This is a genomic window from Pseudoalteromonas sp. ASV78 (genome assembly GCF_047806705.1).
Taxonomy (GTDB): Bacteria; Pseudomonadota; Gammaproteobacteria; order Enterobacterales; family Alteromonadaceae; genus Pseudoalteromonas; species Pseudoalteromonas prydzensis_A.
In genome coordinates, this window is record NZ_JBLOPA010000001.1 from 3,910,951 (window position 1) to 3,936,158 (window position 25,208).

23 protein-coding genes and 1 pseudogene are annotated in these 25,208 nt (G+C 41.9%); 14 read left to right on the forward strand and 10 right to left on the reverse strand.

The window, feature by feature from the left end; genetic code table 11:
- The first annotated feature begins 71 nt into the window (after nucleotides 1–71).
- From ACMVDV_RS17850 to ACMVDV_RS17860, 3 genes are read left to right on the forward strand one after another with little or no spacing between them, the layout of a single operon-like run.
- Complete coding sequence (locus ACMVDV_RS17850; RefSeq protein ID WP_416158986.1) at nucleotides 72–1,805, forward strand: vWA domain-containing protein; 1,734 nt, start codon at nucleotides 72–74, stop codon at nucleotides 1,803–1,805.
- Nucleotides 1,806–1,822: 17 nt separating this feature from the next.
- On the forward strand, nucleotides 1,823–2,404 hold the full coding sequence (locus tag ACMVDV_RS17855; protein ID WP_416158987.1) for a sigma-70 family RNA polymerase sigma factor: 582 nt from the start codon (nucleotides 1,823–1,825) through the stop codon (nucleotides 2,402–2,404).
- The gene (locus tag ACMVDV_RS17860) at nucleotides 2,394–3,029 is read left to right on the forward strand and encodes a hypothetical protein (protein ID WP_416158988.1); all 636 of its coding nucleotides are present in this window, start codon (nucleotides 2,394–2,396) and stop codon (nucleotides 3,027–3,029) included. The genes ACMVDV_RS17855 and ACMVDV_RS17860 overlap by 11 nt, the downstream gene beginning before the upstream one ends.
- A gap of 90 nt (nucleotides 3,030–3,119) precedes the next feature.
- Here ACMVDV_RS17860 and ACMVDV_RS17865 read toward each other — a convergent pair whose 3' ends face one another.
- The 3 genes from ACMVDV_RS17865 to ACMVDV_RS17875 form a co-directional block, all read right to left on the reverse strand.
- Nucleotides 3,120–5,174, reverse strand: coding sequence for a TonB-dependent receptor (locus ACMVDV_RS17865; RefSeq protein ID WP_416158989.1), 2,055 nt, complete (start codon nucleotides 5,172–5,174; stop codon nucleotides 3,120–3,122).
- A 70-nt stretch (nucleotides 5,175–5,244) separates the two neighbouring features.
- A complete protein-coding gene (rhlP, locus tag ACMVDV_RS17870; protein ID WP_416158990.1) occupies nucleotides 5,245–6,087 on the reverse strand; it encodes a rhombotarget lipoprotein in 843 nt (280 codons plus the stop codon).
- A gap of 69 nt (nucleotides 6,088–6,156) precedes the next feature.
- A complete protein-coding gene (locus ACMVDV_RS17875; protein ID WP_416158991.1) occupies nucleotides 6,157–7,737 on the reverse strand; it encodes an ATP-binding cassette domain-containing protein in 1,581 nt (526 codons plus the stop codon).
- Between the two features lie 421 nt (nucleotides 7,738–8,158).
- Between ACMVDV_RS17875 and ACMVDV_RS17880 the strand changes: the two genes are divergently transcribed.
- Nucleotides 8,159–8,476, forward strand: a complete 318-nt coding sequence (locus ACMVDV_RS17880; protein WP_416158992.1) for a hypothetical protein — start codon at nucleotides 8,159–8,161, stop codon at nucleotides 8,474–8,476.
- A 106-nt stretch (nucleotides 8,477–8,582) separates the two neighbouring features.
- Here ACMVDV_RS17880 and ACMVDV_RS17885 read toward each other — a convergent pair whose 3' ends face one another.
- A complete protein-coding gene (locus ACMVDV_RS17885; RefSeq protein WP_416158993.1) occupies nucleotides 8,583–8,900 on the reverse strand; it encodes a hypothetical protein in 318 nt (105 codons plus the stop codon).
- Between the two features lie 201 nt (nucleotides 8,901–9,101).
- Between ACMVDV_RS17885 and ACMVDV_RS17890 the strand changes: the two genes are divergently transcribed.
- Nucleotides 9,102–10,319, forward strand: coding sequence for an IS4 family transposase (locus ACMVDV_RS17890; protein ID WP_416156999.1), 1,218 nt, complete (start codon nucleotides 9,102–9,104; stop codon nucleotides 10,317–10,319).
- Between the two features lie 20 nt (nucleotides 10,320–10,339).
- Here ACMVDV_RS17890 and ACMVDV_RS17895 read toward each other — a convergent pair whose 3' ends face one another.
- Entirely contained in the window at nucleotides 10,340–10,579 is a 240-nt protein-coding gene (locus ACMVDV_RS17895) for a hypothetical protein (protein ID WP_416158994.1), read from the reverse strand.
- A gap of 203 nt (nucleotides 10,580–10,782) precedes the next feature.
- Here ACMVDV_RS17895 and ACMVDV_RS17900 point away from each other — a divergent pair, with 203 nt between their 5' ends.
- The 3 genes and pseudogenes from ACMVDV_RS17900 to ACMVDV_RS17910 all read left to right on the forward strand — a co-directional run bounded on the left by ACMVDV_RS17900 (nucleotide 10,783) and on the right by ACMVDV_RS17910 (nucleotide 12,717).
- A complete protein-coding gene (locus ACMVDV_RS17900) occupies nucleotides 10,783–11,202 on the forward strand; it encodes a hypothetical protein (RefSeq protein ID WP_416158995.1) in 420 nt (139 codons plus the stop codon).
- A 93-nt stretch (nucleotides 11,203–11,295) separates the two neighbouring features.
- The gene (locus ACMVDV_RS17905) at nucleotides 11,296–11,631 is read left to right on the forward strand and encodes a hypothetical protein (RefSeq protein ID WP_416158996.1); all 336 of its coding nucleotides are present in this window, start codon (nucleotides 11,296–11,298) and stop codon (nucleotides 11,629–11,631) included.
- 11 nt (nucleotides 11,632–11,642) lie between these two features.
- Nucleotides 11,643–12,717 (forward strand): annotated as a pseudogene (locus ACMVDV_RS17910) (endonuclease/exonuclease/phosphatase family protein).
- Between the two features lie 32 nt (nucleotides 12,718–12,749).
- Here ACMVDV_RS17910 and ACMVDV_RS17915 read toward each other — a convergent pair.
- On the reverse strand, nucleotides 12,750–14,126 hold the full coding sequence (locus ACMVDV_RS17915; protein WP_416159116.1) for an NAD-dependent succinate-semialdehyde dehydrogenase: 1,377 nt from the start codon (nucleotides 14,124–14,126) through the stop codon (nucleotides 12,750–12,752).
- Between the two features lie 199 nt (nucleotides 14,127–14,325).
- Here ACMVDV_RS17915 and ACMVDV_RS17920 point away from each other — a divergent pair, with 199 nt between their 5' ends.
- The gene (locus ACMVDV_RS17920) at nucleotides 14,326–15,363 is read left to right on the forward strand and encodes an NAD(P)H-dependent flavin oxidoreductase (RefSeq protein WP_416158997.1); all 1,038 of its coding nucleotides are present in this window, start codon (nucleotides 14,326–14,328) and stop codon (nucleotides 15,361–15,363) included.
- On the opposite strand, the gene ACMVDV_RS17925 is transcribed toward ACMVDV_RS17920, so the two are convergent.
- A complete protein-coding gene (locus ACMVDV_RS17925) occupies nucleotides 15,360–15,875 on the reverse strand; it encodes an NUDIX hydrolase (RefSeq protein ID WP_416158998.1) in 516 nt (171 codons plus the stop codon). The two genes, ACMVDV_RS17920 and ACMVDV_RS17925, sit on opposite strands and share 4 nt — an antisense overlap.
- 153 nt (nucleotides 15,876–16,028) lie before the next feature.
- Here ACMVDV_RS17925 and ACMVDV_RS17930 point away from each other — a divergent pair, with 153 nt between their 5' ends.
- The 5 genes from ACMVDV_RS17930 to ACMVDV_RS17950 are packed head-to-tail and all read left to right on the forward strand — an operon-like array spanning nucleotide 16,029 to nucleotide 21,538.
- Nucleotides 16,029–17,369, forward strand: a complete 1,341-nt coding sequence (locus ACMVDV_RS17930) for a sigma-54-dependent transcriptional regulator (RefSeq protein ID WP_416158999.1) — start codon at nucleotides 16,029–16,031, stop codon at nucleotides 17,367–17,369.
- Between the two features lie 12 nt (nucleotides 17,370–17,381).
- Entirely contained in the window at nucleotides 17,382–17,591 is a 210-nt protein-coding gene (locus ACMVDV_RS17935; RefSeq protein WP_304178546.1) for a histidine kinase, read from the forward strand.
- A 16-nt stretch (nucleotides 17,592–17,607) separates the two neighbouring features.
- Nucleotides 17,608–19,092 carry a sensor histidine kinase gene (locus ACMVDV_RS17940; RefSeq protein ID WP_416159000.1) on the forward strand — a complete coding sequence of 495 codons (1,485 nt, stop codon included), beginning with the start codon at nucleotides 17,608–17,610 and terminating at the stop codon, nucleotides 19,090–19,092.
- Complete coding sequence (locus ACMVDV_RS17945) at nucleotides 19,093–19,554, forward strand: response regulator (protein WP_304178541.1); 462 nt, start codon at nucleotides 19,093–19,095, stop codon at nucleotides 19,552–19,554.
- 19 nt (nucleotides 19,555–19,573) lie between these two features.
- Complete coding sequence (locus tag ACMVDV_RS17950; protein WP_416159001.1) at nucleotides 19,574–21,538, forward strand: response regulator; 1,965 nt, start codon at nucleotides 19,574–19,576, stop codon at nucleotides 21,536–21,538.
- Here ACMVDV_RS17950 and ACMVDV_RS17955 read toward each other — a convergent pair.
- Genes ACMVDV_RS17955 through ACMVDV_RS17965 form a run of 3 tightly spaced genes read right to left on the reverse strand, consistent with a single transcriptional unit; the run spans nucleotide 21,525 to nucleotide 25,185 of the window.
- Entirely contained in the window at nucleotides 21,525–22,529 is a 1,005-nt protein-coding gene (locus tag ACMVDV_RS17955; protein WP_416159002.1) for a LacI family DNA-binding transcriptional regulator, read from the reverse strand. The two genes, ACMVDV_RS17950 and ACMVDV_RS17955, sit on opposite strands and share 14 nt — an antisense overlap.
- 1 nt (nucleotide 22,530) lies before the next feature.
- Nucleotides 22,531–23,865 carry a glycoside-pentoside-hexuronide (GPH):cation symporter gene (locus ACMVDV_RS17960; RefSeq protein ID WP_416159003.1) on the reverse strand — a complete coding sequence of 445 codons (1,335 nt, stop codon included), beginning with the start codon at nucleotides 23,863–23,865 and terminating at the stop codon, nucleotides 22,531–22,533.
- A 21-nt stretch (nucleotides 23,866–23,886) separates the two neighbouring features.
- Nucleotides 23,887–25,185 (reverse strand): GH1 family beta-glucosidase, encoded by a 1,299-nt coding sequence (locus tag ACMVDV_RS17965; protein ID WP_416159117.1) that lies wholly within the window; start codon nucleotides 25,183–25,185, stop codon nucleotides 23,887–23,889.
- Nucleotides 25,186–25,208: the final 23 nt, after the last annotated feature.

A 25,208-nucleotide genomic window follows, 5' to 3' on the forward strand; every position in this document is an offset into this window, starting at 1 on the left:
TAACCCCACTTTTTAAAGTCATCCGTTAATAGGTTTAGTAATTCATATTTAATAAAAGCTAAGGTGACTTTATGAATAACAAGATGAGTAACATCCAAGCAATTAATTTACGTTTAACGGTGTTGAGCCTTGCGGTTATAGTTGGCTTAACCGGTTGTGAGCAAAGTTCACAAAGCGAGGTTGATGAACAACAAAACCAAACAAACAATGCGGCGAAGAGCAAACAAAACGATGAACAGCAATTAGAACTACAAGTGCAAACAAGGCAGAGACAACATGCTGTAAGTTATGAGGCCATGCCGCAAGGGATGATGCATGCAAGTGTTGCTATGCAGCGCCCGATATTACAACCGATGCCACCAGCTCCAGTTGATGATGTGGTATTGGTGTCAGAGCAAGATCGTGAAAACTATTTAAAATCCCAGCAGAATCCAGTTAAACAAACAGTTACTGAGCCGGTATCTACTTTCTCAATTGATGTAGACACGGGCAGTTACAGCAATACCCGTAGAATGTTGAATATGGGGCAGCTACCGCCAAACGATGCGGTACGCGAAGAAGCCTTTATTAACTATTTTGATTATGACTACAGTGCCCCCGAGAATATTAGCTCACCATTTAAGGTGCATACTGAGGTGGCAACGGCACCTTGGAGTCAACATCGGCAATTACTTAAAATTGGCATTAAAGGCTTTGAGATTGAAAAAGCAGATTTAAAAGCAGCAAATTTAGTGTTTTTACTGGATGTATCTGGCTCTATGAATGCACCCAACAAATTACCCTTATTAAAAACCAGTTTAACCATGTTAACTAAACAATTAGATGAAAATGATTCAGTTGCCATTGTGGTGTATGCCGGTGCTGCAGGCGTGGCATTGCCAGCAACTAAAGGCAATGATCAACAAGCTATCAGCGCAGCATTAGATAAACTGGCCGCGGGCGGTTCAACAAATGGCGAGCAAGGCATTGAGCTTGCGTATCAAATAGCACAGCAAAACTTTAAAAAAGACGGCATTAACCGAGTGATTTTGGCCACCGATGGCGACTTTAATGTAGGCATGCAATCAGTTGATAAACTCAAAGAGCTGGTGGCAGCAAAGCGCAAAACGGGCGTTGCACTAACCACGTTAGGCTTTGGCCAAGGTAATTATAACGATGGCTTAATGGAGCAATTAGCTAATATTGGCAACGGCCAACATGCGTATATTGATAACATTAACGAAGCACGCAAAGTACTGGTTGATGAGCTTAGTAGTACCATGCAAATTATTGCCAAAGACGTAAAAATTCAGCTGGAGTTTAATCCTCAACAGGTCGCTGAGTACCGTTTAATTGGTTATCAAAACCGTATGCTTGCTGCTGAAGACTTTAATAACGATAAGGTTGATGCTGCAGAGTTGGGAACTGGGCATACAGTAACTGCGTTATATGAAATAACCTTAGCGAACTCCGCGCATAAACAAATAGATGAACTACGTTACCAAGCTACACAACACAAAAAAGCTGTTGCCAGCAATGAACTTGCCTTTGTAAAAGTGCGTTTCAAACAGCCTGACGGCGAGCAAAGCGAATTGCTTACGCAAGCTATCAGTAGTGATAAAATACAGCCGTTATCGCAGGCAAGTTCCGATTTTAAATTTGCCGCGGCAGTTGCTGGGTTTGCGCAGTTATTAAAAGGTGCAAAATATACCGGAGACTGGCAGTATGAGGATTGCGCTAAATTGGCAACCGCTAACAAAGGCAGAGACACATTTGGCTATCGTAGTGAGTTTGTGCAACTCGTAAATAATGCTGCGGCACTGTGATTTAAGTAAAGGACGTTATGACGGAACTCGCTGATGAGCAATTAATGTTGAGTTATGGGCAAGGGGATGTACAGGCTTTTTCGCAGTTGTACACCCGCCATAAAAATAGCTTATATCGTTATTTTTTACGCCAGTGTGCAACCCCGCAAGTGGCTGAAGAGCTTTATCAAGAAGTATGGAACAAGCTAATAAAGGCGCGTTCGCAGTATCAAGCGAGCGCCAAATTTACTACTTGGTTGTATCGTATTGCCCATAATGAATTAATTGATCATTACCGCCGAACTGGTACGCAAAGTAAGTGGTTAGACGACGATAATCAAGATCTTGAAACTGCCGATTTTGCCGATCATAACAGTCAATCAGCTGCTGAAAAACTTGAGCAAGACCAGCAAGCCGCGCAGCTAAAAGTGTGTTTAGCGCAATTGCCCCGAGAGCAAAAAGAAGCATTTTTACTTAAACACGAAGCTGGTTTTACCCTTAAAGAAATTGCCGAATTAGTGGCAGAGACTACTGAAAATATAAAAAGCCGCATTCGTTACGCGCAAGCCAAGTTAAAGCAATGTATCAGATATAAAATGGAGACTAGCAATGAGCGATAAGTTAACCAGTCATGATATTGCTTCACTTTATAAACGCGGTGCTACGGAGCAGCCAAGCTCACAACTTGATGAGCAAATACTAAAACACGCAGCAGATGAGGTTGCAGATAATAAAGTCACCCCAATTCATAAACCTAAGCGCTTTTATCAAACTTGGTATGGGCAATTATCGACTGCGGCATCACTGGTGTTAGTCGCTGTTTTATATGTGCAAAATAGCGCACAGTATCTTAAGCCGTCAGAGACAATAAATGAGCTGCAAATTTTAGCTGATGAACAGACTGCTTTAGCACCTGCGGCCTCGCCTGAAATGATGCAAAACGAAGCGCAAGAGCAAGCGCAAGAACAAGCTCAAATGATGCAATTAAAACAAACCCAGCAGCGCCAACAAAGTGAAAAAATGGCTGGCAGGCAATTTGCCGCACCAAGCATGACAGCGAAAAGTGCGTTGTTATTAGAGCTTGAAATTATCACCGCAGAGGTGGCGAATACATTTAGGCGTATAGATACATTTATTGCAGATGGTAATACCACGGCCGCTAAAGCTCAGCTGACTGAATTATTAGCAGCGCACCCCGAACTCAAGGTGCACTTAAATGCGCAATATAAACAGCTATTACAATAAAAGATAATCCACTTAGGTTCGCTATATGGCTATCTTTTTGGTCTTATACAACTATGTTCGCTATATGGCGAACTTACCTAAACTTGGTAGCTACCAAGCGTAACTTGCTGAGAACATCACATTACGTGGTCGCCCTGGGAAATAACGGTCGCCAGTAAAGCTAGTATAATCGGCTCGCTCGGCATAGGCGGTGTCGGTTAGGTTGTTAATGCGCGCGGTTAGTTTTAACCGTTCAGTGAGCTGCCAAGCCCCACGTAAATTAATTAAATCATGACCTGCGTAACTATGTAGGTTTTCAGGGTCGGTAAAATAGTCACTGACATGATGCCATTCAATAGCAACTAGGGTGTTATTGCTGATTTGCCAGTTGGCTTGTAGGTTGGCAATATTGCGCGGCGCTGTGTCTATATCGTTACCGTTAATATTTACCCCAGATAACACTTGGTCATAGTCGTAGGTGTGCACCGCATGGCTTGCAGCAAGGGCAAGCTTTATTGACTGAGTAAGTTGATAATCAAGCTCAAGTTCAATACCGCGGTGCTGAGTTTGCCCGTCATTAATGGTAAAAAAGTCGCTATCGCGAAAAATCACGTTTTGTTTGTTCATCGCATATGCAGAGAATACATAATGCAATTGTTGATATTGCCCTTTAATGCCTATTTCAAGGTTATCTGCTGTTTCTGACTCTAGCTCGGCAACCTGTTGCTCGCGTTGTAACTGATAAAGCTCAGCCGCTTGCGGCGCACGGTAACCGCGAGATAGGTTTGCATATAAATAATTATCAGCACTTAATTGATAACTCAGGCCAAGTTTAGGCGATGTATTGGTAAATTTATTTTCGCCACTTGGTGGGCGAGAGTAACGACAACCGCCCATTGCGCATTCGCTGCCATCTTCTTTTGTGCGCCCGGCGAGCATATTATTGTTGTAATCGTAATTGAGCTGCTCAAAGCGCGCGCCTAAGCTAATAGCGAGTTGCTGCCACTGCCAATCAAGGCTGATAAAAGGGGCGAGTAGCGTGCTGTTTACATCGTAATCGTAATGCTTACCTTGCGGCACTGTGGCGACTAAAAATGCCGAACCTTGGGTTGCTTGATCTTGATATTGTAAAAAATCTGCACGGGTGTATTCGCCGTCTAGGCCTAAGTTTATTGTCAGTTCATTGGAGTAAGCATGTTGCCAGAGTGATTGAATACCAACGCCCTTTTGGCTGTTTTCTTCAAGCGGCGTACCCGGTAAAAAGTGCTTGAAAAATGTCATACTTTGATTGCGCACATAAGGGGTAATGGTGAGTGTATCTTGTGCGGTTTGCCACTGCGCTTTTGACCAAAGCCGCAATGAGCGGGCGTTTCTAAATGCATCAGGATCAAAGTTTTGCTGGGCTATTTCATCATCTTTATAGCTTTCAAAGCCTTCAATAAACCCTGCGGTTTTTTGATCAAGATTAGTATAGCTTAGCCCTGTTGTAATTGAGAGTTCGTCGCCGGTATAACGATGACGTAGGTTTAATTTTTCTTGATCGACGCTTTCATCATCACGGTAACCGCTATCGCGAGTAATACTGGCATTGATGCCAACCCCTTGATTGCCTAAATCTTTACCGCTTCTCAGTTTTAAACGGCTGTAGCCGTAAGAGCCTAAATCAACGCCGAGCAAATGTTCATCATAAGTGGTATCAGGGGTGATCACATTAATAACCCCATGTACGGCGTTGGAGCCGTAAAGGGCAGAGCCTGGGCCTTTTAATACTTCAACCCGCTCGGCCATTTCAGTGTGCGCTTCAAACAATTCGTTAATATTGCAAAAGCCTGCCGCACGCAGGGGAATACCGTCTTCAGCGGTGAGTAATCCACCACAGGCACCCGCCCCAGAAAGAACCGGAGAGCGCAGTGCGGGTAAATATTCTTGACCATTACCATGTTGTACATTGGCACCAGCAACCTGTTTTAACACTTGTTCAATATGAGTCGGGGCAATTAAATCTAGCTGCTCTTTAGTGATACTGCTAATTACTAAAGGTAGCGGATCGGCGCTTACGTCAACCCGTGACGCGGTGGTAGTAATGCGTTCAATATCGCTTTGCGTGGCGAAAGAGTTAAAGGCTGTTGGGGTAATGAGCACTAGGCACAGTAATCGAGAAAGCATGAAAGCCCTTTATCTAAGATATTTCAAAAGGGCAGGATATAACCTTTTTTGGGGATTCTAAAGCTTTAGCTTAAAACGGAGCTGGCTGCGGTTTTGTCTTTTGCTTATATTGCTTAAAAACTAACGCGCCCGCTAATAGCATTAACAAGCCATATAAGCTACCACCACTACTGCCATCTTTATGATTTACATTGGCTATTTTCTCTTCTTTTACGCGGGTTTTAAATGAACCAAGCTCAGCATCTAAGTTTGTGATCATGTCATCAACAGCTAAGTTAAAGCTGCCTTGTGACTGTTCGTTTAAGGTATCATCAATACCGACGGCTGTACTGCGTTGCTCTACTTTGTTAATCCCCGGAGCTCGAAATAACATTTTTTTACTTTTCAAATCAAAAACGGCAGTATCAACAAAAGTCTGAACTGTGTTTTCGTTGCCTGGAATAACGTATAAACCAACAATCGTTAAGTATAAGAATGCGGCATTATTTTCGAGTGTTTGTGATACTTGGTCGTAAGACACCAGCGCCATAATATCAACATCGTATAATCTAGATACCTGCTCAAGTGTGATAAATCCTTGGCCTCCTTTTAAATAACTGCTTGGAATAATTTCAATTCGGTCGATATAGTCGTATTGCATAAACTGTTTTTTTACTTTTTCAAGCAATGCAATTTCGTCGTTACTGCGAATGCCAGAGTCATATTGATTGGGAATAAATGCAATACCGACAGTGGCAGGTAAGTTGAGTGTTGGCACGCTTGGTTGATGGGCTTGACGACTTTGTTCATCAGGGTATAGGAAATCCACGAGGCTACTTGAGCGCGTTTTTTGATTCGCATTTTGGCTGAGCATAGTGCTACAGCCAGCTAATGCGGTAATGACAATCACCAAAACCAATTGTAGAGTTTTCATATTATTCCTTTTTATAATTAAGTGATCCGATGAGTTTGAACCTAAAACAGTGAAAAAGTTCTTCCGCTGTTACTTTAAGGTAATTTTGGTTGTTAAACTAGATTGCTGAATAAATGCTTCATCGTGGCTTACCAATATAAAGCTACCAGTAAAATCAGCAAGATTTTGTGCAAGTCGCTGCTTGTTATCAAGATCCAAATGGTTATCGGGTTCATCTAGTAATAATAAATAGTCCCCCGCATTTTGCGCGGCAATTAACATGGCTAATTGCATTTTCTCGCCGCCGCTAAGTTGACTAATTGGCCGATATACATCATCGCCCTTGAAACCAATATTCGCTAGTAGATGGCGGATTGTTTGTAGCTCTAGAGCACAATGTACCTCTAGTGCTTTGACTAAGCTGTCAGTGGCGGTTAAAAATGAGCAGTGCTGGTCAATATAAAGCACCTTGCTGTTTAGATGAATTGCCGTTGCTACGGATGACTTTGCAGATTCATTGATCATCCTTAGTAGCGTTGATTTACCCGAGCCATTTGGCCCTGCAATATGTAATTTATCGCCACTGTTTATTTGTAAGGTCACAGACTGGTTACTGCTAGCAAAAGGCAAGCAAAGCTTATCAATAAACAGCAAACGTTTATTGCTGCTGGGTTGGCTGAACTTTAACTTTCGTTCAATGCTGTTCGGCAGTTGCTGTTGCAGTGTTTGCCGTTTTTCGGCTAAGGCGTTTAGCTTCGCTGATGCTAAACGCTCGCTAGCACCTTTATTGGCTTGGGCACTGTTTTTCTTAAAATCTAACATCACTTTAGGTTGGCTGGCGCTGCTGCGATGTTTATTGCCTTGCGCCGCTCTTTGCTGCGCTTTTTCATGGTTTAGCTGGGTTTGTTGTTGGTGTTTTTTTTGTTCTTTTGCTAGGTGAGCAATTTGTTTAGTTAGCGCCGTTTGTTGCAGTGCTTTTTGCTGGCAAAAATGCTGGTAGTTACCGGTCTCGTAATGGATACCGAGACTGTTTAACTCAATGATAGCGTCGCAGTGATCAAGTAATTGGCGATCATGACTAACAATCACTATTTGCCCTGTAAAGGCATGCAATTGCGTTATTAACCATTGCTTTGCTGTTTGGTCTAAATGATTGCTTGGCTCATCTAAAATCAGTAAATCAGGCTGTGCTTGCAGGGCACAATAAAGTGTTAAGCAGCGCTGTTGGCCGGGGCTCAAATAACTAATAGGGGTATTTAATGGCGCTTCAATAGCTAGGCTCAACAACTGTTGTTGATAATTTTGCTCACATAACCAATCGTCGCCGATTAGCGCAAAATCTGCCTCAGCAATGCTCCCGTGCGTAATACGTGCAAGCGCTGCCAGCTTTTTATCTATACCCAATAATTGGGCGATAGTGTTGGCTGAGCCTTGTAAAGAATGATCACTTAATTGCTGTTGTGATACGGCTAAACGAGTGCCCGTAAATTCAACATGTCCGGAACTGGCTTGCTGTTGATTTGCCAATATGCTCACCAATATTGATTTTCCGCTGCCATTAGCGCCGATGATCGCGGTGAGCTTTTCGGGGATTGAAAAATTAAGCTGGTTAAATTGTACATGGCCATCAGGGTGTTGATAGCTTAAATTGTGGATGTGTAATGACTGCATAATGCCTCTGGAGTAAGCAGGGCATGGCGCGCAAAGCAATTAAGATTAACTGTGTATCGTTAAGTATATAGCTAGAAATATGACGAATTTTGCGCCCACTAACCCTGTAAATTCAAATAAATAAAACGAATTTCAACAGGTGTTAGTTATTCATTAATGCGCAAACTCCAATAAGGTAAGTGAGGGGATTTTAGGCAAAGGCCATGTAGTTGTCACGTTTTTATTTGCTTGTAAGTTAGAATGGATTATTACTTTTTCTTTTAAGATTACAAACGGATAGTTGAGTATGTTATCGTCAGGTTTCTTTATGGTTAATAGTTTGATTGATAAGTTGTTGGTGTTATTATCGGTAAGTTAATAAGAGGTTGCATTTTATAGTGAACCGACAAACTTAAATATTTGTATAAAAGGGAATTAATATATGAAGAAAATAATCTCAACAGAGTTTAATGTTTTTGCAACCTTCGCACTGTTACTTGTTATGTTTATATTTACACTCTTCACGGTTGATGTTTCAGCTGGGTATGGAAATAGCACTTTGTTAGATTTGCTTTTTACTCAATTTTGGTTGAAGGTTTTATTCTCTTTATTATTACTTATTGGAGTGGCTATAACTATTTCTTATATATTTAAAGAAATTTGGAATAGGTTACTTTGTGATTTATTTCAAGTAAGAGAAGTTAACATTAATGAGGCTTATTCAATTAGTGTTTTATTGGTTTCATTAGTGGCCATTTAGTTTCTTACTTACAACTTGCTTTTATAAAAAAGTAAATAATAAAACTTAAATTAGAAATGAGTTTTTTAATTTAAGTTTGGAGTTATGAAATCCAACCCGTACGTTATTATTTATCTAACCATTTGTTCATTGCTTTATCGTAGGCGTCGGTTACTTTTGTTTTAGCGCAATTGATGCCTACTAAATAACTATCTGGTAGGTCACTTATTGGCATTACACCTGCTCCAATCGACACTTGTTTAAAGCACCTGTCGCCGAAGCGATAGGTCGTAAATTGCATGCTTTGTTGTTCAATTTTTAATGGGTTTATGGCGGCTTTTTGGTGCTCATTTGGGACTGTGATACGCTGCGATTGCGCTAAAGCATGTGACACTTTGTGTGTGGATGGGAATGTATTTTGTTGTTGCTTTAGAATACTCTTCAAGCCTAGTTCGAGGTCTATTTTTGTAGCTGTTAGTGGCTGTTAGTGGCTGTTAGTGCCTCAGGCGTTGCAGGCTTTTTAATTTTTATAACGGCGTCTGCTGCAGGGCTAAAACATCCCCAAAATTAGCCTTTATATATCAATGAATTAATAGTCTTAAAAAATGTGGGAAGCGAGGGAACATTCATGGTGTTTTGTGATCTTATGAATCGCTTAAAAACAACAGAACTAAACACCATGAATGCGTCTACTATTTTGCACAATATGCTCCACGCTGTCACCCCTAACTCAATTCATAAAGCCAGATTTAATACTTTAGTCGCTGCCGTTAAATCTCTATTGCACTGTCAGCAATGTACCTTGACTTCTATCGGCCGCAACTTGAATTCAAAAACAACTGAAAAACATGATATTAAACGTATTGATCGACTACTCAGTAACCACGAGCTTTTGCGTGAGTCGACATCGGTTTATGTTCGCTTAAGCCGTTTTGTGGTCACTGAAAAGCATCCCGTCATTTTGGTTGATTGGAGTCATGCAGATACACAAACCAAATACTGTATTCTGCGTGCCAGCATTGCCAGTGAAGGTCGTTCTTTGACCCTGTATCAGGAAAGTGCATTCAGTTTTCAGTATCATTGCCCAAAAGTTCAAAAACGGTTCTTAAAGATGCTCAAACTGATTTTGCCGGGTGACTGCCGGCCCGTAATTGTGACGGATGCGGGCTTTAAAGTTCCTTGGCTCAAAGCCGTGCGAAACAATGGCTGGCATTATATTAGCCGTGTTCGAGGTACGGCACATTTGAAAACGCAGGGCAGCGATGAGTTTGTTCCATGCCAGTCACTATTCAAGAGCAATCAACGTAAGAGCCAGTATCTTGGCGCGACCGAGTTGACCAAAAGTGCAAAATATCAAACTCATGCAGTGCTGGTTGGCAAGGGACATAAGTTATTAAAAAGAGATAAAAAACGTGGTTATAAGGAGCCTTGGCTACTCGTTTCTTCTCTTCCAAAGAGGCACCACTTTCTCGAAAAAGTACTCAAATTATATGGTATGAGAATGCAGATAGAAGCAGGATTTCGAGATCAAAAAAGTGTTAGGTTCGGCTTAGGCTCAGATCTGCACAGGACAAACAAACTCTATCGATTAGACATACTGTTGCTGCTTGCCACACTGGCTCATTGGTTCTCAATGATGCTGGGGGCAGTGATAGACAAAGCAGGAAAGACAGGCGCTTTTCAAGCTAATTCAACCAAAAAAAGACGAGTAGTGTCATGGGCATTTGTTGGGCTGCGATACTTCAAAAAACAGTCCATTAAACTGCGACGGCGAGATTATTTGGCAGGACTAGCCTATTTCGTACAGGTGGTAGTGCAACTCGATTGGAAAAATATGGATGTGAGTGATGTAATTGAAATTTAATAATTATTTTTGGGGATCCCTTAGGCTGCAGGGGCAAGAGGTTTTACAGGCTTTTCCGATAGCGGGACTTCTGCGTGCTGGCCGCTGGACTTTTCTATTACAGGCAATGGTTTAGGCTTAGGTGTCATGCTGACCATGTATGCTTTGATGGGTGGAACTTCTCGTACTTTTAACTTTGGTGTTTTGACAGACATTAAAATTGCAAAAATTATCCCGTGGAGTAGTAATGAAATAATAAGAGACCAGCGCCATGTTGTCACAATATGTGTTCCCTAAACGATAATTTGCTATGACCACATAAGCTGTAAAAAGTGCCTATAATTTAGCATCTTGCTATTGTTTGTTTTAACATCAATTTAATATGTAAGTGCTTACTGTCTTTACACTCTTTACATTATGTTTCATCTTTGATTCAGCTAAAGTTGCTAGGCTTGAAACCAGAGCAACAGTTGAGGTTACAATTATGAAACGAACAATCGTATTTTCTTTAGCCATATTTGGCCTAAGTTTATTGCCGTTAGAAGTCAGTGCCAAGCATGAGCGTGAACATGAGCGTTATGAACATCGCCATGAACATAAAAAACACAGCAAAAAGCATCATAAAAAATATTATAAACACCGTCGTAAACATCACGATACGGTTTATTACCGTGAACTTCCGCCAGGTTTGTATAAAAAGGTGTCCCGTGGGCGTGGCTTACCACCCGGTTGGTACAAAAAATATCATCGTGGCGATCGTCTTGATAGAGATATTTACCGCCGTGGTCGGGTGATCAAGCGCCATGATCGCCAAGGGCTTATTTTACTGGAAGTCGATGATAGGTTAATTCACCTTGTTCACGATACCCGAGAAATTCTTTCGATTGTCAGCCGTCATCATTAAAAATAGCTATTAAGTACTGAGTTATTTACCTTAATTCATAACATGTTGATGAATTATTGCTACTCTTAAAATGAATCATCGAGGGGAAAAACAATGAAAGCACTTATTTCTATTGCACTGCTTGGCATAGTGTTATGTACTAGCACTGCTTTTGCTAAACATGACAATCAAGAGAAAGCTAAAAATAAAGAGAAAGGCAGCCTACCACCTGGGCTTCAGAAAAAAGTGGCAAAGGGTGGTCAATTACCACCTGGTTGGCAAAAAAAATACCATAAAGGCGATATATTAGACCGTGATATTTATCGCCATGGTAAGATTTTAAAGCCAGTTGATCGAGATGGCCGCATAACCATAGAAGTGGATGACACTGTCATTCATATGGTGCATGATACTAGAGAAATATTATCGATTTTAAGCCGCTATAAATAAAGGATTAATAAATGTTAACAGTGTTGGTATGTGTGTTGAGTGTGTTATTAGTTGCCACCTTGTTACCTCTGTCTTATAGCCAACACTACCTGATCCGTAGCTGTGATTTTATCCGTTTACAAGTATTTTATGTTGCGCTGTGTGGCTTACTGATGGCGATTTACGGGGTATCATACGAGCCAGCTGTGCTGAGTATATCGGCGCTTGTTATGGCCGTTGTTATCTTAGCAATTCAAGGTATGTGGATTTATCCTTACACTTGGCTTGCTAGTAAAGAAGTTGCGTCATGTTTAGATGATACACCACACAGTATTCGTATTATGTCGGCTAATGTATTGATGTCGAATGACAAATACAAGATGCTGATCGATTTGGTTAAAGAGCACCAACCTGACTTACTGATCACCTTAGAAACTGACCTAAATTGGCAACAGCAGCTAAGTTGTTTAGAAGACGCTTACCCGCATCGCGTTTATTGCCCCAAAGACAACCGCTATGGCATGCATTTGTACAGCAAGTATAAAATTAAACAACAGCAAGTTTGCGAGCTGGTAGAAGACGATATTCCTTCCATCCATATTTTATTCGAAACCGCCGACGGTATTGAAATGCAAGGGCACTTTATTCACCCTGCGCCCACCGAGCCCTACAGAAGAAGATACTTCTAGACCGCGAGATACCGAATTAATTATACTTGCTAAAGCATTAAAAAATAATAAACGACCCACCATAGTGGCAGGCGATCTGAATGATGTAGCTTGGTCGCGAAGCACGCGTTTATTTATGAAAATTAGCGGCTTTTTAGACCCTCGCAAAGGCCGTGGCTTTTTTAATACTTTTCATGCTGGCTACTTTTTTATGCGTTGGCCACTGGATCATTTATTTCACAGTCACGGTTTTACCGTGAAACGCATAAAGCGCTTAGAGAAATATGGCTCTGATCACTTTGCGTTATTAACTGAGTTGGTACATAGGCCGCAAAATGAAAATCAACAACTTGACGACGAGATGGATGTTCAACAAGCGGTTGATGAGTTACAAATGCCAGCGCATTCTAAAAGACAAGTGCCCACCTTTTCAGAATAAATCAAAGCTTAAGGGGCGTTCAGCCCCTTTTATTAGCGATTGACCATAATGGTTTTAATATTGACAAATTCACGAATGCCAAAACCGCCATGCTCTCGGCCATAGCCGCTGTCTTTCACCCCGCCAAATGGTAGGTTTGGTTGAGCAAGCCCATAGCCATTAATATTTACCATACCAGTATCAAAGTGTTTTTTTGCCAGCTCAATGGCTTTCTTTTCATCTTTAGAAAAAATACCGCCGCCTAAACCATAGCGTGAGTCATTGGCAATGCGCATAGCATCTTCGTTATCTTTTGCTTTGATAAGTGAAGCCACAGGACCAAATAACTCATCATCGTATGCGGGCATGCCCGACGATAAATTCTCAAGCAAGGTAGCTGGATAGTAAAAGCCTGTTTGCTTAGGTATTTCGCCACCAGTCACAATAGACGCACCAGCCTCAACTGATTGCATCACTTGTTTATGAATTTTGTCTCTTAAATCCTCGCGTGCCATTGGGCCAAGATCGGTGTTTTCATCCATAGGATCGCCAATTTTTAAGGCGTTAAATTGCTCTACTATGCCTTTTTTAAACTCATCGTATAAGGCTGCTACTACCACAAAACGTTTTGCTGCTACGCAGGTTTGGCCGTTATTAACCATGCGACCTTGCACACAGGTTTTAATTGCCAGTGCTAAATCCGCATCATCAAGTACCAAGTAGGCATCGTTACTGCCAAGTTCTAGTACGGTTTTTTTAACCTGTTTAGCTGCTTGTTCGGCCACTTTTTTACCTGTGTCATCACTGCCTGTAAATGTTACTCCACGAATAGCGCTGTGGCTGATTAACTCGCTGGCAGTTTTGCCATCGATTAATAAATTTTTAAATACATGGCTTGGAAAGCCTGCTTCAATAAACAATGCTTCGATCTTTTCAGCCATACCAAAAACGTTACTAGCGTGTTTGAGTACTGTGGTGTTGCCTGCCATGATATTAGTAACGGCGTAACGTACAACTTGATAAAGCGGAAAGTTCCAAGGTTGGATACCTAATAAAACCCCCGTTGGCTGGTAGCTAATGATGGCGTGACCATTCTCCATTGGCCGCTCTTCATCAGCCAATTGAGCTTGACCGTGCTCGGCGGTGTAATGGCAAATTGCTGCACAGAGCTTGACCTCTTGCAAACCTTGCTGATACAACTTACCCATTTCATTAGTCATGAGTGTGGCAAGTGACTTTTTGTGTTGTTCAAACAGATAGGCTAGCTGGTTTAAATACTTGGCACGATCAGTGAGTGAAATATGGCGCCAATCTAAATATGCTTGCTGACATTTGCCTACCTCGGTTTTTGCTTGTGCTAAAGTAAGCAGTGTATATTCTGCAATGGGTTGTTCAGTGCTTGGATTGATCGTTGTTACTGTATTAGTCATCATAATCTCCTTACAAATAGTATGTAGGGAGTGTGCAAAGCTAACACCAACTCTGTATTAATGTGTTTTATATTCTTAATGCACTGTAATTATTGGATTTTTTATTTTTATTAGTTCATTCTTTTATTATTTTCAGTTAGCATTTAGTTTTATGTCGGTAAAAAGTGCAGGTGACTGAAAAAGTTACAAGGAGTATGTTGTGGCGTTATCTTTTTTTAATACGCATTTAGCGCTTATTCAAGCGCCGATGGCGGGTGTACAAGACTTTCGTTTGGCTGCTGCTGTGAGTAATGCCGGTGGTTTAGGATCATTACCCTGTGCGATGCTCTCTAAAGAACAGTTAGTTAGCGAGCTTGATAAACTGACTCAAGCGACCAGTAATCCCTATAACCTTAACTTTTTTTGCCATACACCAGCCAGTTATAGCAATGTACAAAAACAGGATTGGCACCAGTTACTTGCCCCTTATTTTGCTGAATTTAATATTGATCAAGCAAAGTTAACAATGACGGCTTCGCGTCAGCCAATCGATGCAGACACTGTGGCAGTTATTGCGCCTTTTAAACCGCCCGTTGTGAGCTTTCATTTTGGCTTGCCCGAGCCTGCCATAGTACAGCAAATTAAAAGCTGGGGCGGCAAAGTGATATCCACTGCTACCACTGTTGAAGAAGCCAAGTGGTTGGCAGCTAACGGAGCCGATGCCGTTATAGCACAGGGTTTAGAGGCGGGCGGCCATCGAGGGCACTTTTTATCAATGGACTTAAGTTTGCAGCAGCCAACGGCGGTATTGGTTGAGCAATGTGTGGCTGAGCTTAATGTTGCTGTTATTGCCGCAGGCGGCATTGCCACTGCCGAGGATGCAAAAAAAATGCAATCATTAGGCGCTGCAATGGTACAAGTAGGCAGTGCTTATTTACTGTGCAAAGAGGCAACAACGTCAGCGCTGCATCGCGATGCTATTTTACAGCAGCCAGCGAACAGCACGGCGCTGACAACGGTTTTTTCTGGACGCGCTGCTCGAGGGATTGAAAACCGCGTTATGCGCGAGCTTGGCACTATGCCACAGCAAGCGCCTGCATTTCCATTTGCTAGTATTGCGCTAAGTGCATTGCGTGCTAAATCTGAAGCACAAGGCAAAAGTGATTTTTCGCCGTTATGGTGCGGGCAAAAATACATTGTTAGAGAAAATATTAATGCCGCAGCACTGTCAGCCTTATTAATGACACAATGGGATTAAGCGATATAACGGGCTATTTGTTTTAATAAATAGGTTTCGCGAATGATAGATAGCCCTTGTTTATCACTGGTTGCCAGCGTTCGCTCGTTATGAGCAATGGCATCATGAATGTTCACCCATTTAGCAACCATGCCATTTTGTTGCTCGTAATGTTCTAATTGCGCTTGGCCTAATTGTTCATCGATGCTGCAAAAATAGCAGTAAGACTTTATATGGATCACGGTATAATCATCTTTATACCAAGGGCGATATTCTTCATAAAGCCCAAATTCACCGAGTACTTTGATGTTTTGCGCGCCAGTTTCTTCTTGTAGCTCGCGGATTAATCCTTGCTCTATGCTTTCACCTTCATCAACGCCACCCCCTGGTAGGCTGTAATCTTCATAGCGGGCGGTGTACATAAGTAAAATATCACTGCCTTTTAAGGCAATAGCACGGCTCGTTAGGCGAGTAAATTGGCGTGGTTCGCTGGCACTCACACTGGGATGAACGGTGCTCTTAAGTAAGCGCATCAGAATGTTCCTTAAAATTTAATTTAAAAATTATATCTCAAAAAAGATCTAAATCTATTTAGGCGGCGTAAATTTCCAGTTAAGCATCGATTTTGTAGAATAAGGCAGTTAATATGTTAGGCTGGGCAATGATAACAAGCATAGGGATTTATCATGTTAAACATACTGTTAGTTGATGATGATAGCGAGTTTAGTGATGTCGTTTGTCATATAGTAGAGTTTTTAGGACATAACATTAATACTGCAGCTAATTTAGCAGAGGCTGAGCAGTGGTTTGTTAATAATCGTTTTGACCACGTTTTCCTAGATTTTATGTTGCCAGACGGCAGCGGTTTGCATTTAGTTGAACACCTTAAAAGCATTGGCCAAAAACCTAAAATTACCCTTATTTCAGGTCATCCTTCAGTCAAAGGTAAATTGGCTGAAATGTGTGAGCCAAATGTTGGCCATTTAGTTAAACCTTTGCAACGCGAAGACATTGAACGCGTTTTAAATCCCAAAAAAGCAGCGGTTAAGAAAAAATCAGCACCGAGTATTAAAAAGCATTTTGGCACTTTAATAGGCGAATCGCCGCAAATGCAGCAGCTGTATACCATGATTGAGCGCGTCGCTAACACCAATGCCAATGTAATGTTAATGGGTGAAAGTGGTGCGGGTAAAGAAGTGGTGGCGCAGGCTATTCATAACGCCAGCGCGTGTGCAGGCCCATTAGTTGCTACCAACTGTGGATCACTTTCAAAAGAGCTGATCGGCAGTGAATTATTCGGTCATGAAAAAGGCGCGTTTACTGGCGCTATCGCGCGTAAAGATGGTGTATTTGAGCAAGCAACGGGTGGCACGTTATTTTTAGATGAAGTAACCGAAATGCCAATTGATATGCAGCCTAATTTACTGCGCGTGCTGGAAACTAAAAAAGTAACCCGAGTCGGAGGCAGTAAAGAAAGCGCTGTTGATTGTCGGGTAATTTCTGCGACCAACCGCTCACTGCAAGACTTAGCGCAAAATAATATTATTCGTGAAGATATCTACTTTCGTTTAGCGGTATTTCCTATTGATATTCCGCCACTTCGCGAGCGTAAAGCAGACATAAGTTTACTCGCTAGCGCATTTTTAGAGCAGTTAAATGAGGAAAACGATACTGATTTTCAGTGGCAAGCTAGTCAATTAAAACTGCTTGAAAGTTATGATTGGCCAGGCAATGTGCGAGAACTTCGCCATGCAATTCATCGTGCTTTTATTATGAGCGAGCCAACGGGTAAGGCTATTAGCTTACCGGATAGTTTGGAATCGCCGTTTTCTCGGGTTAATAAACGCGCGCAAGTAAGCCAAGTTAGTGCCGGGCAAACTATTGAAGAAGTTGAAAAAGAACTGATCCACGCCACTTTAGATAAAGTACAAGGTAATAAAACCCTTGCGGCGCAAATGCTGGGAATAAGTACAAAAACCTTATACAACCGCTTAAATGCATATGGCGGCATTGGTGAATATAGCTAAATAAGGAAAAGTATGAGTAATAACGAACCGTTAAATAAACTCGTTCATGATGCACGAGCACCGCTAAACCGAATCTCAATGAATGCAGAACTAATTAAATTGGTAATTGAAAACGATATGCCGAAAGATAAAGCGTTAGCGGCATTGGATAAAATAATTAGTAATTGCCAACAATGTAGTGACAGTTTGGAACAAATATCGCATCTCGGCGTCGTTGAATAATATAAAAGGATTATAAATGAAGCAGCAAAAGCAACAAGGTAAGGTCAAGGTAACCTGGGCCAGTTTTATCGCAGTGCTGCTTTGTATTGTGGTGGGGAATGCGATTTTGGCAATGAATACCATTCAAAGCCTGACGCAAACCCAACAGCGTTTAGATGATACTAATATGTTAAACACCGCAATTGAGAAGCTGCATCTTTCTATTGTGCAGGCAGAATCAGGACAACGTGGTTACTTATTAACGGGCGATAAAGATTATTTAGCACCCTACAACGACGCTATTATGCAGCTCAATTCACAAGCTACACTGGTTAGGAATTTACGTACTGAGATTGTAGGCCAAGCAGAGAAAGTAGCACGTTTACTATTTTTGGTTGATGATAAAGTGGCGGTATTAACCAGAACCGTTGATTTAGCGTTAGCAGATAAAGAACGCCGTGCTCATTACTTACTAGAGACGCATCAAGGTCGTAAGCTTTATGAAGAAATTAGAGAGCTTGCTGATGAAATTCAAGATGCTGAGTCTGCTTTTAAAGCTGTGCAGTTTCGAAAGTTAGGGCAAATTAAAAAAGAAGCCAAACTCACTTTTGCAATTACTGCCGTGACCAGTGCGTTATTTATCCTTGGTATGTTTATGCTCACGCGTATTAACTTACACACAGCGGCAAAATATCAGCAGGAACTTGAATATCAAAACGAAACACTTGCTAGTAAAGTGACTGAGCGTACTCAGGAGTTGACCTTATACTCTGATGAATTGAGCCGCTCTAACCGTGAGCTTGAAGAGTTTGCCTTTGTAGCAAGCCATGATTTACAAGAGCCACTGCGTAAAATTCAGGCTTTTAGTGATCGCTTAGAAACCATGTTTAAAGATGAGCTGGGTGAAAAAGGCATTGATTACATCGCGCGGATGAAAAATGCAGCGCAACGGATGTCTAACTTAATTAATGACTTGTTAGAGTTTTCACGAGTGACCACGCGTGGTAAAGACTTTGCCGATACTGATTTAAAGCAAGTACTTGATGATGTACTAAGCGATTTAGAAATTGCGATTAAAGAGTCAAATGCGCAGATCAAGGTGGGCGAAATGCCAGTAATACAAGCAGATCTGAGCCAAATGCAGCAGCTATTTTTGAATTTGATTTCAAATGCGGTGAAATTTAGACGTCCAGATGTGGCACCAATTATCACTATCGAGTATCAGCATCATACTGAATTTAATGATGATTATAATACTGAGCTGGAATGGCAAATCATTACAGTGAAAGATAACGGTATTGGTTTTGCACCAGAATATACCGATAAAATTTTTGTTCCGTTTCAACGTCTGCATGGGCGTTCGCAATATAAAGGCACGGGGATTGGTTTATCCGTGTGTCGTCGTATTGTAGAGCGTCACGGCGGTACGATAGCGGCGCAAAGTGACACCGGTGAAGGGGCAACCTTCATCATAAAACTACCTGTGGAAAGCGAACTTTTCACATTGCAAGGAGAGGCTTAAATGCCATTTTCTAAAGTAAAGCCAATCACCATTTTAATGGCTGATGACGATGAAGATGATCGTTTATTAACGCAAGACGCACTCGCTGAAAGCCGCGTACTAAACGAGTTATACTTTGTTGAAGATGGTGTGGAGCTTTTGGAGTACCTAGAGCGCAAAGGTAAGTTTGAAGACAAAAACTCATCGCCACGACCTGGGTTGATTTTATTGGATTTGAATATGCCACGCATGGACGGCCGCGAAGCGTTGCAAGCGATTAAAGGCAATCCAAACTTAAAAGGTATTCCAGTTGTTATTTTAACCACTTCTAAGCAAGAGGAAGACATGGTTAAGGGTTACGATCTAGGTGCGGCTTCATACATTACTAAACCAGTTACCTTTGATGGTTTGGTAGAATTAATGAAAACGTTAGGTAAGTACTGGGTGGAGTTTGTAGAGTTACCTAGTACGTTTAATGACTAAATAAAAAACTGGAGACGCTATGTTAGATAAGGCAACCAGACTGTTACTTGTTGAAGACGATGAAGATGATTATATTTTAACCTGTGATTATCTAGAGCAGCTGAGTTCCCATACATTTGATATAGAGTGGATCAGTGATCCCAAGCAAGCAGTGCAGCTGTTAAGTCAAAACCGACATGATATTTGCCTGCTTGATTACCGGTTAGGCGCGTCGGATGGCCTCACGGTATTAAAGCAGGCGGTCGAAAATGGCTTCACTGGGCCAATTATTATGCTCACTGGGCAATCGGATGATGAGCTTGATTCGGCTGCACTGGATGCTGGGGCCGTTGATTATTTAGTTAAAAACGAAATGAGCAGTAGCCGTTTTGCGCGCTCAATTCGTTATGCATTAGCACGCAGAGACATCGAAGATGAGCGCATTGAGCGCTTGAAAGCGGAAGCGGAAAATCGCTCTAAAGACCGATTTTTAGCCCATTTGAGTCATGAATTACGCACGCCTTTATCCTCCATCTTAGGCTATACCGAACTGCTGATGCAAAGTGACTTTAATGAACATGCTAATAATGAACTCGGGGTTATTTACCGCAATGGTAAACACTTATTAAGCTTGTTAAATGACGTGCTCGACCTTTCGAAAATTGCCGCTGATAAATTAGAACTCAGTTGCAGCGATGTTAATCTTGATAGCCTTATGGCCGATGTGTTTACCCTGATGCGAGTTTCTGCACTTGATAAAGGTTTATCACTGCGCTTTGAGTCGTTACAACCCTTACCGTTAGTGGTGAACATTGACGCCACACGGTTTCGACAAATTTTAATTAATATAATCAACAATGCCATTAAATTTACCGAGCAAGGTGAGATCATTGTTCGCGCGTGGACAAAAGTGGTTGATGACACCGAAATGCTGTTTTTTAGCATTAAAGACTCGGGGATGGGCATAGCGCCAGAAAAACAAGCCTTGATATTTAAACCGTTTGAACAAATAGCTGATGTCGAATCGCGCTCTGTTGGTGGTGCTGGTTTAGGGCTTGCGATTTGTTCAGAGTTATTGAGCCGCATGCGAGGTGGTATTTCTTTAGAGTCTGCAATAGGCAAGGGCTCTGAATTCACTATCTCTTTGTATCCTGGCAACATTCAAGCGGTTGAGCGGCATGTACTAAAGCTTGATCTCACCCCTAATATGCAACAAAAAACGGCACCGTGTAAGGTCAGCGGTCGAGTGTTAGTGGTTGATGATTTACGTGATTTGCGGGTGCTCGTCGGGCATATGATTTCGTCCGCAGGGGCGAAAGTAGATTACGCCGAGCACGGCAAGCAAGCACTTGATAAAGTAGCTAATGCGCAGCAGCAAGGCAATCCATACGATATTGTGTATTTAGATATCCATATGCCAGTGATGGGTGGTAAAGAAACCGCCATTGAACTGAGAAAAGCTGGATTTAAAGGTGCTATTATTGCGCTTACCGCTGCAACAATGAAGGGCATCCATAGCGAGCTTACTGCACTGGGTTTTAATGAGGTAATAGGTAAGCCAGTCGATGCCAGCTTGTTGTATTTGTGCTTACACACTTACTTAGCTAATAACACCCCAAATACCGCTGAGGTAATACCAGCAGTCGATGCTACGCAAAATAAAATGCGCTTTTTACTGGTTGAAGATGACGCCGATACGGCGCAAATAACCCAATTATTACTTGAAAGTTTAGGTGTGCAAACCTGTATAGCTACTAGCTATGAGCACTGTGTTGCTATCTTAAAAACAGATAGTCATTTTGATAAGGTTTTGTTAGATATGCATTTACCTGATGGCAGTGGCTTGGAGTTAGCTGCCTATATCAAACAGCATTACCCTCAGTTATCGCGTGTTATTGTCAGTGGTATGCAGCCAGAGCCGCTGCAACTAGAGCAACTTAATATTGATCATGTTTTATTAAAACCAATTAATCTTGCATTGCTAACCCAGCTTATTGAGGGTTAGCAAGCACTGATTGGCGTATGATAAGTTCCGGTTCAAATAACGTTTGTAATGGCGGCGTGGTTTTTTGATAAACGTTACTCAATACCCAATCGGCAGCCATGCGGCCCATTTCATTGATAGGGTAATTTATGGTGCTCAGTGGTGGGTAAACATGGCGAGTAAAAAATACATTATCGTAGCCCATAATCGATAATTGTTCGGGCAACTTAATCTTACACTCTCTTGCTGTTGCCATCGCCCCAGTGGCCATTTCATCATTGGCACAGATCAGCGCAGTAAATTGTCGCTGATTGTTATATAGATGCTGGAAGCCTACTGCGCCGCTGTCTTCCATAAAATCACCTTGATACAGTAATTGCTCATTAAAGTTTAGGTTATACTCTGCAAGGGCTTGCTTGTGGCCTGTTAAGCGATCTTGAGCATCTTTTTTCCACAGTGGGCCACTGATATAGGCAATCTCGGTATGGCCTTGCTCTAAGACGTATTTAGCGGCTAAGTAGCCACCTTTTACGTTATCTAAAATAATACAACGTGATGATAATTCGGCAATATAGCGATTGATTAGCACAAAAGGGGTTTTCCCTTTGCTGAGCTCTATTAGGTAGTCATCACTGATGGCCTCAACATGCAAAATTAAACCATCACAATTACGGCTAATTAAAAACTCGATCGCTTGTTGTTCTCGTTCTTCATCACTGTGACCTGCGGCGATGATCACATGTTTACCTTGCTTACGAAAAGCGGTCTCGATACCACTCATCATAGGGCCATAAAAAGGGCCATGAAGCTCGGAAACAAGTAATCCCACGCTATTTGAGCAATTTGACGCTAACGATTGAGCAATAGAGTTTGGCCTATAGCCGAGCTCAGTCATTGCGCGAGTTACTTTTTCGCGGGTTATATCGCTGACATTAGCATTATTATTCATCACTCTTGAGACGGTTGCTAATGACACTCCGGCAAGTTTTGACACCTCATAGATGGTGGCCATGTTATTCCTTTTGACTGTTAGCTGCTAAATCGTCATTTATTTGCTTTAAAGTTTTATTATCAAGAATATACCTTGTCATGATCAAAGCGACAAGTACGCTGCCAATAGCAGGATAAAGAGTAAACGAGGTTAAAATGCCGGTTTTGGTTGCTTCATTAAGCTCAGTGTTAGCTTGATAGCCATAGTAAGCGAGTAACCAACCAGCAATCGCTCCGCCCAGTGCAAGGCCCAGTTTAATAAAGAACACCACGCTTGCATAGACAAGACCTGTCAGTCGGTGGCCATTTTGCCATTGCCCATAATCGATAGCATCAGCCATTTTTGCCCATAATAGTGGGGTCGCCATCTGGGTGAAAAAACACCACAAAAAGTACACTGCAAACGCGAGCACTAATTGCTCGCCAGGTAACCAAAAGGCAATACAGCTAATCGCAGCGGAAATATATTGTAGATAAATATAAGCGGTTTTTTTATCAACGCGTTTACTTAATGGTTGCGCGCAAGCACAGCCAAGAATGTTACCGATCATTCCCAAGGTAACAAATTGCGTAACTAAGTCGCCTTCGCCAAGGACATATTTTACGTAATAAATTGCTAAAGTCGTACGCAGCACCATACTCGTGAGCAGCATAATGGCAGCACCACAGAGTATTTTAAAAGGACCGTTTTGCCACAGCGTTGCCATTTGTGCTTTGAGGCTAAGGGTTTGTTGCTGTGGTGCAACTACGCGTTCTTTAGTAAAGCGAAAGCAGATCAAAAATAATATCACACCGAAACAGCTCATCAGTATCATAGTAAGCTGATAGCCAAGAGCATTATCGCCTTTACCAAACCAGCTTACTAATGGCAATGTGCAAGCACTGACGAGTAAGCCACCGAGCATACCAAATACAAAACGATAAGATTGAATGGATACGCGTTCACTCGGATCGCGACTGAGTACACCACCGAGGGCTGAGTAGGGAATATTAATGGCGGTGTAGACCAACATAAGCAAAGTGTAAGTGACAAATGCATAAATCACCTTGCCGGTTGGGCTGAGATCTGGTGTGGTAAAGGTAATTATACTGATCACCCCAAATGGGATTGCCAGCCATAACAAATAAGGGCGATAGCTACCGTATTTAGTGCGTGTTGCATCGGTGAGTGCGCCCATTAACGGGTCGGTGATTGCATCAATGATGCGCACCACTAAAAATAAAGTGCCGACGATTGCAGGCGATATGCCAAAAATATCAGTATAGAAAAAAGTCAAAAATAGCATTACGGTTTGAAAAATGATGTTACTGGCAGTATCACCTAAGCCATAGGCTATTTTTTCTTTTTTAGTTAGCATAATTGGCACTCAATATTATTATTATTTTTTACGTTGTTGCAGTAAGCTGCGATATTGTTTAGCGCTTTCTTTAAGTATCCGTTGTTGATTTGTATAGTCAATATAAACCAAGCCAAAACGTTTTTCGTAGCCGTACGCCCACTCAAAGTTGTCCATTAAACTCCATGCAAAATACCCTTGGATATCAACTCCTTGAAGTATGGCGTCATGGACGGCATTAAGGTGCGTATGATAGTAACTAACTCTTTCTAAGTCAGCTACTTGCCCTTCGTGTAAGTGATCAGCCATGGCCGCGCCATTTTCGGTTACATACACTTTCGGTAACTGGTATTGCTCATTTAATGAAACTAATAACTCTGTTAAGCCTTGTGGGTATACTTCCCAACCCATATCAGTGACTGGCACATTAGCAATGCTCGCTTCGGCAAACCAGTTATCTTCAGTACTGCGATAGTGAATGCGGGTATAGTAATTAACACCCATAAAATCAATTGGTTGACTAATTATCGTCATGTCACCTGGGGCAATCACAGGTTGTACATTTTCGTTTAGTTGGCTGAGTAAGTCAGGGTATTGCCCTTCTAATATGGCTTTGATGTACCACTGATTATGGTATTGATCGGCAAGCATTGCAGCTGTTTTATCCGCAGCGGTAAGTGGGTAGCTAGGGCTAAAATTAAGTACAATCCCGGCTTCAGTATTAGGGCAGTTGTGCCGTAATACTTGCATCGCAAGGCCATGGGCTAGCAGCAAATGGTGGGCAGCTTGACGGCCTGCTTGTTGGCTTTTTATTCCCGGTGCATGCACACCTATTTCGTAACCTAAGTAAGCGCTACAAAATGGTTCATTTAGGGTGGCATACGAATCAACCAATCCTGCAAGTTCTTTACTAACCACATCAGCATAAGCTGCAAAAGCATAAGCGGTGTCACGGTTTTGCCAGCCACCTTGATCTTCCAAATGTTGTGGTAGATCCCAGTGATAGAGTGTTACATAAGTTTTAATATTACGTGCTTTTAAGGTAATTAATAAATCACGATAGAAGCCAATCCCTTGTTCATTCAGTGTGCCATCTTGATGCAGTGCGCGCGGCCATGAAATAGATAGTCGGTATGCGTCGACAGCTAAATTTGCGATCATTTCAATATCTTGTTGCCATAAATTGACATGATCGCAAGCAATGTCGCCATGGCTATTATCAGCAATAGCATTAGGCTGTGTGCAAAAGGTATCCCAAATACAAGGTAGGCGGGTATCACGTGCCCCTTCAATTTGAAATGAAGCAGTTGCTACGCCAAATACAAATTGCGGCGTTAGCATTGGTGAATTAGATGGCAGTGATA

Excerpts from the sequence above, each read along its gene's own strand:
- ACMVDV_RS17950 (WP_416159001.1), top strand. The coding sequence starts at position 19,574 with ATGTTAGATAAGGCAACCAGACTGTTACTTGTTGAAGACGATGAAGAT.
- ACMVDV_RS17905 (WP_416158996.1), top strand. The coding sequence starts at position 11,296 with ATGAAAGCACTTATTTCTATTGCACTGCTTGGCATAGTGTTATGTACT.
- ACMVDV_RS17930 (WP_416158999.1), top strand. The coding sequence starts at position 16,029 with ATGTTAAACATACTGTTAGTTGATGATGATAGCGAGTTTAGTGATGTC.
- ACMVDV_RS17900 (WP_416158995.1), top strand. The coding sequence starts at position 10,783 with ATGAAACGAACAATCGTATTTTCTTTAGCCATATTTGGCCTAAGTTTA.
- ACMVDV_RS17935 (WP_304178546.1), top strand. The coding sequence starts at position 17,382 with ATGAGTAATAACGAACCGTTAAATAAACTCGTTCATGATGCACGAGCA.
- ACMVDV_RS17965 (WP_416159117.1), bottom strand. The coding sequence starts at position 25,185 with ATGCTAACGCCGCAATTTGTATTTGGCGTAGCAACTGCTTCATTTCAA.
- ACMVDV_RS17925 (WP_416158998.1), bottom strand. The coding sequence starts at position 15,875 with ATGCGCTTACTTAAGAGCACCGTTCATCCCAGTGTGAGTGCCAGCGAA.
- ACMVDV_RS17945 (WP_304178541.1), top strand. The coding sequence starts at position 19,093 with ATGCCATTTTCTAAAGTAAAGCCAATCACCATTTTAATGGCTGATGAC.
- ACMVDV_RS17850 (WP_416158986.1), top strand. The coding sequence starts at position 72 with ATGAATAACAAGATGAGTAACATCCAAGCAATTAATTTACGTTTAACG.
- ACMVDV_RS17875 (WP_416158991.1), bottom strand. The coding sequence starts at position 7,737 with ATGCAGTCATTACACATCCACAATTTAAGCTATCAACACCCTGATGGC.
- ACMVDV_RS17865 (WP_416158989.1), bottom strand. The coding sequence starts at position 5,174 with ATGCTTTCTCGATTACTGTGCCTAGTGCTCATTACCCCAACAGCCTTT.
- ACMVDV_RS17860 (WP_416158988.1), top strand. The coding sequence starts at position 2,394 with ATGAGCGATAAGTTAACCAGTCATGATATTGCTTCACTTTATAAACGC.
- rhlP (WP_416158990.1), bottom strand. The coding sequence starts at position 6,087 with ATGAAAACTCTACAATTGGTTTTGGTGATTGTCATTACCGCATTAGCT.
- ACMVDV_RS17960 (WP_416159003.1), bottom strand. The coding sequence starts at position 23,865 with ATGCTAACTAAAAAAGAAAAAATAGCCTATGGCTTAGGTGATACTGCC.
- ACMVDV_RS17890 (WP_416156999.1), top strand. The coding sequence starts at position 9,102 with ATGAATCGCTTAAAAACAACAGAACTAAACACCATGAATGCGTCTACT.
- ACMVDV_RS17880 (WP_416158992.1), top strand. The coding sequence starts at position 8,159 with ATGAAGAAAATAATCTCAACAGAGTTTAATGTTTTTGCAACCTTCGCA.
- ACMVDV_RS17955 (WP_416159002.1), bottom strand. The coding sequence starts at position 22,529 with ATGGCCACCATCTATGAGGTGTCAAAACTTGCCGGAGTGTCATTAGCA.
- ACMVDV_RS17940 (WP_416159000.1), top strand. The coding sequence starts at position 17,608 with ATGAAGCAGCAAAAGCAACAAGGTAAGGTCAAGGTAACCTGGGCCAGT.
- ACMVDV_RS17855 (WP_416158987.1), top strand. The coding sequence starts at position 1,823 with ATGACGGAACTCGCTGATGAGCAATTAATGTTGAGTTATGGGCAAGGG.
- ACMVDV_RS17915 (WP_416159116.1), bottom strand. The coding sequence starts at position 14,126 with ATGACTAATACAGTAACAACGATCAATCCAAGCACTGAACAACCCATT.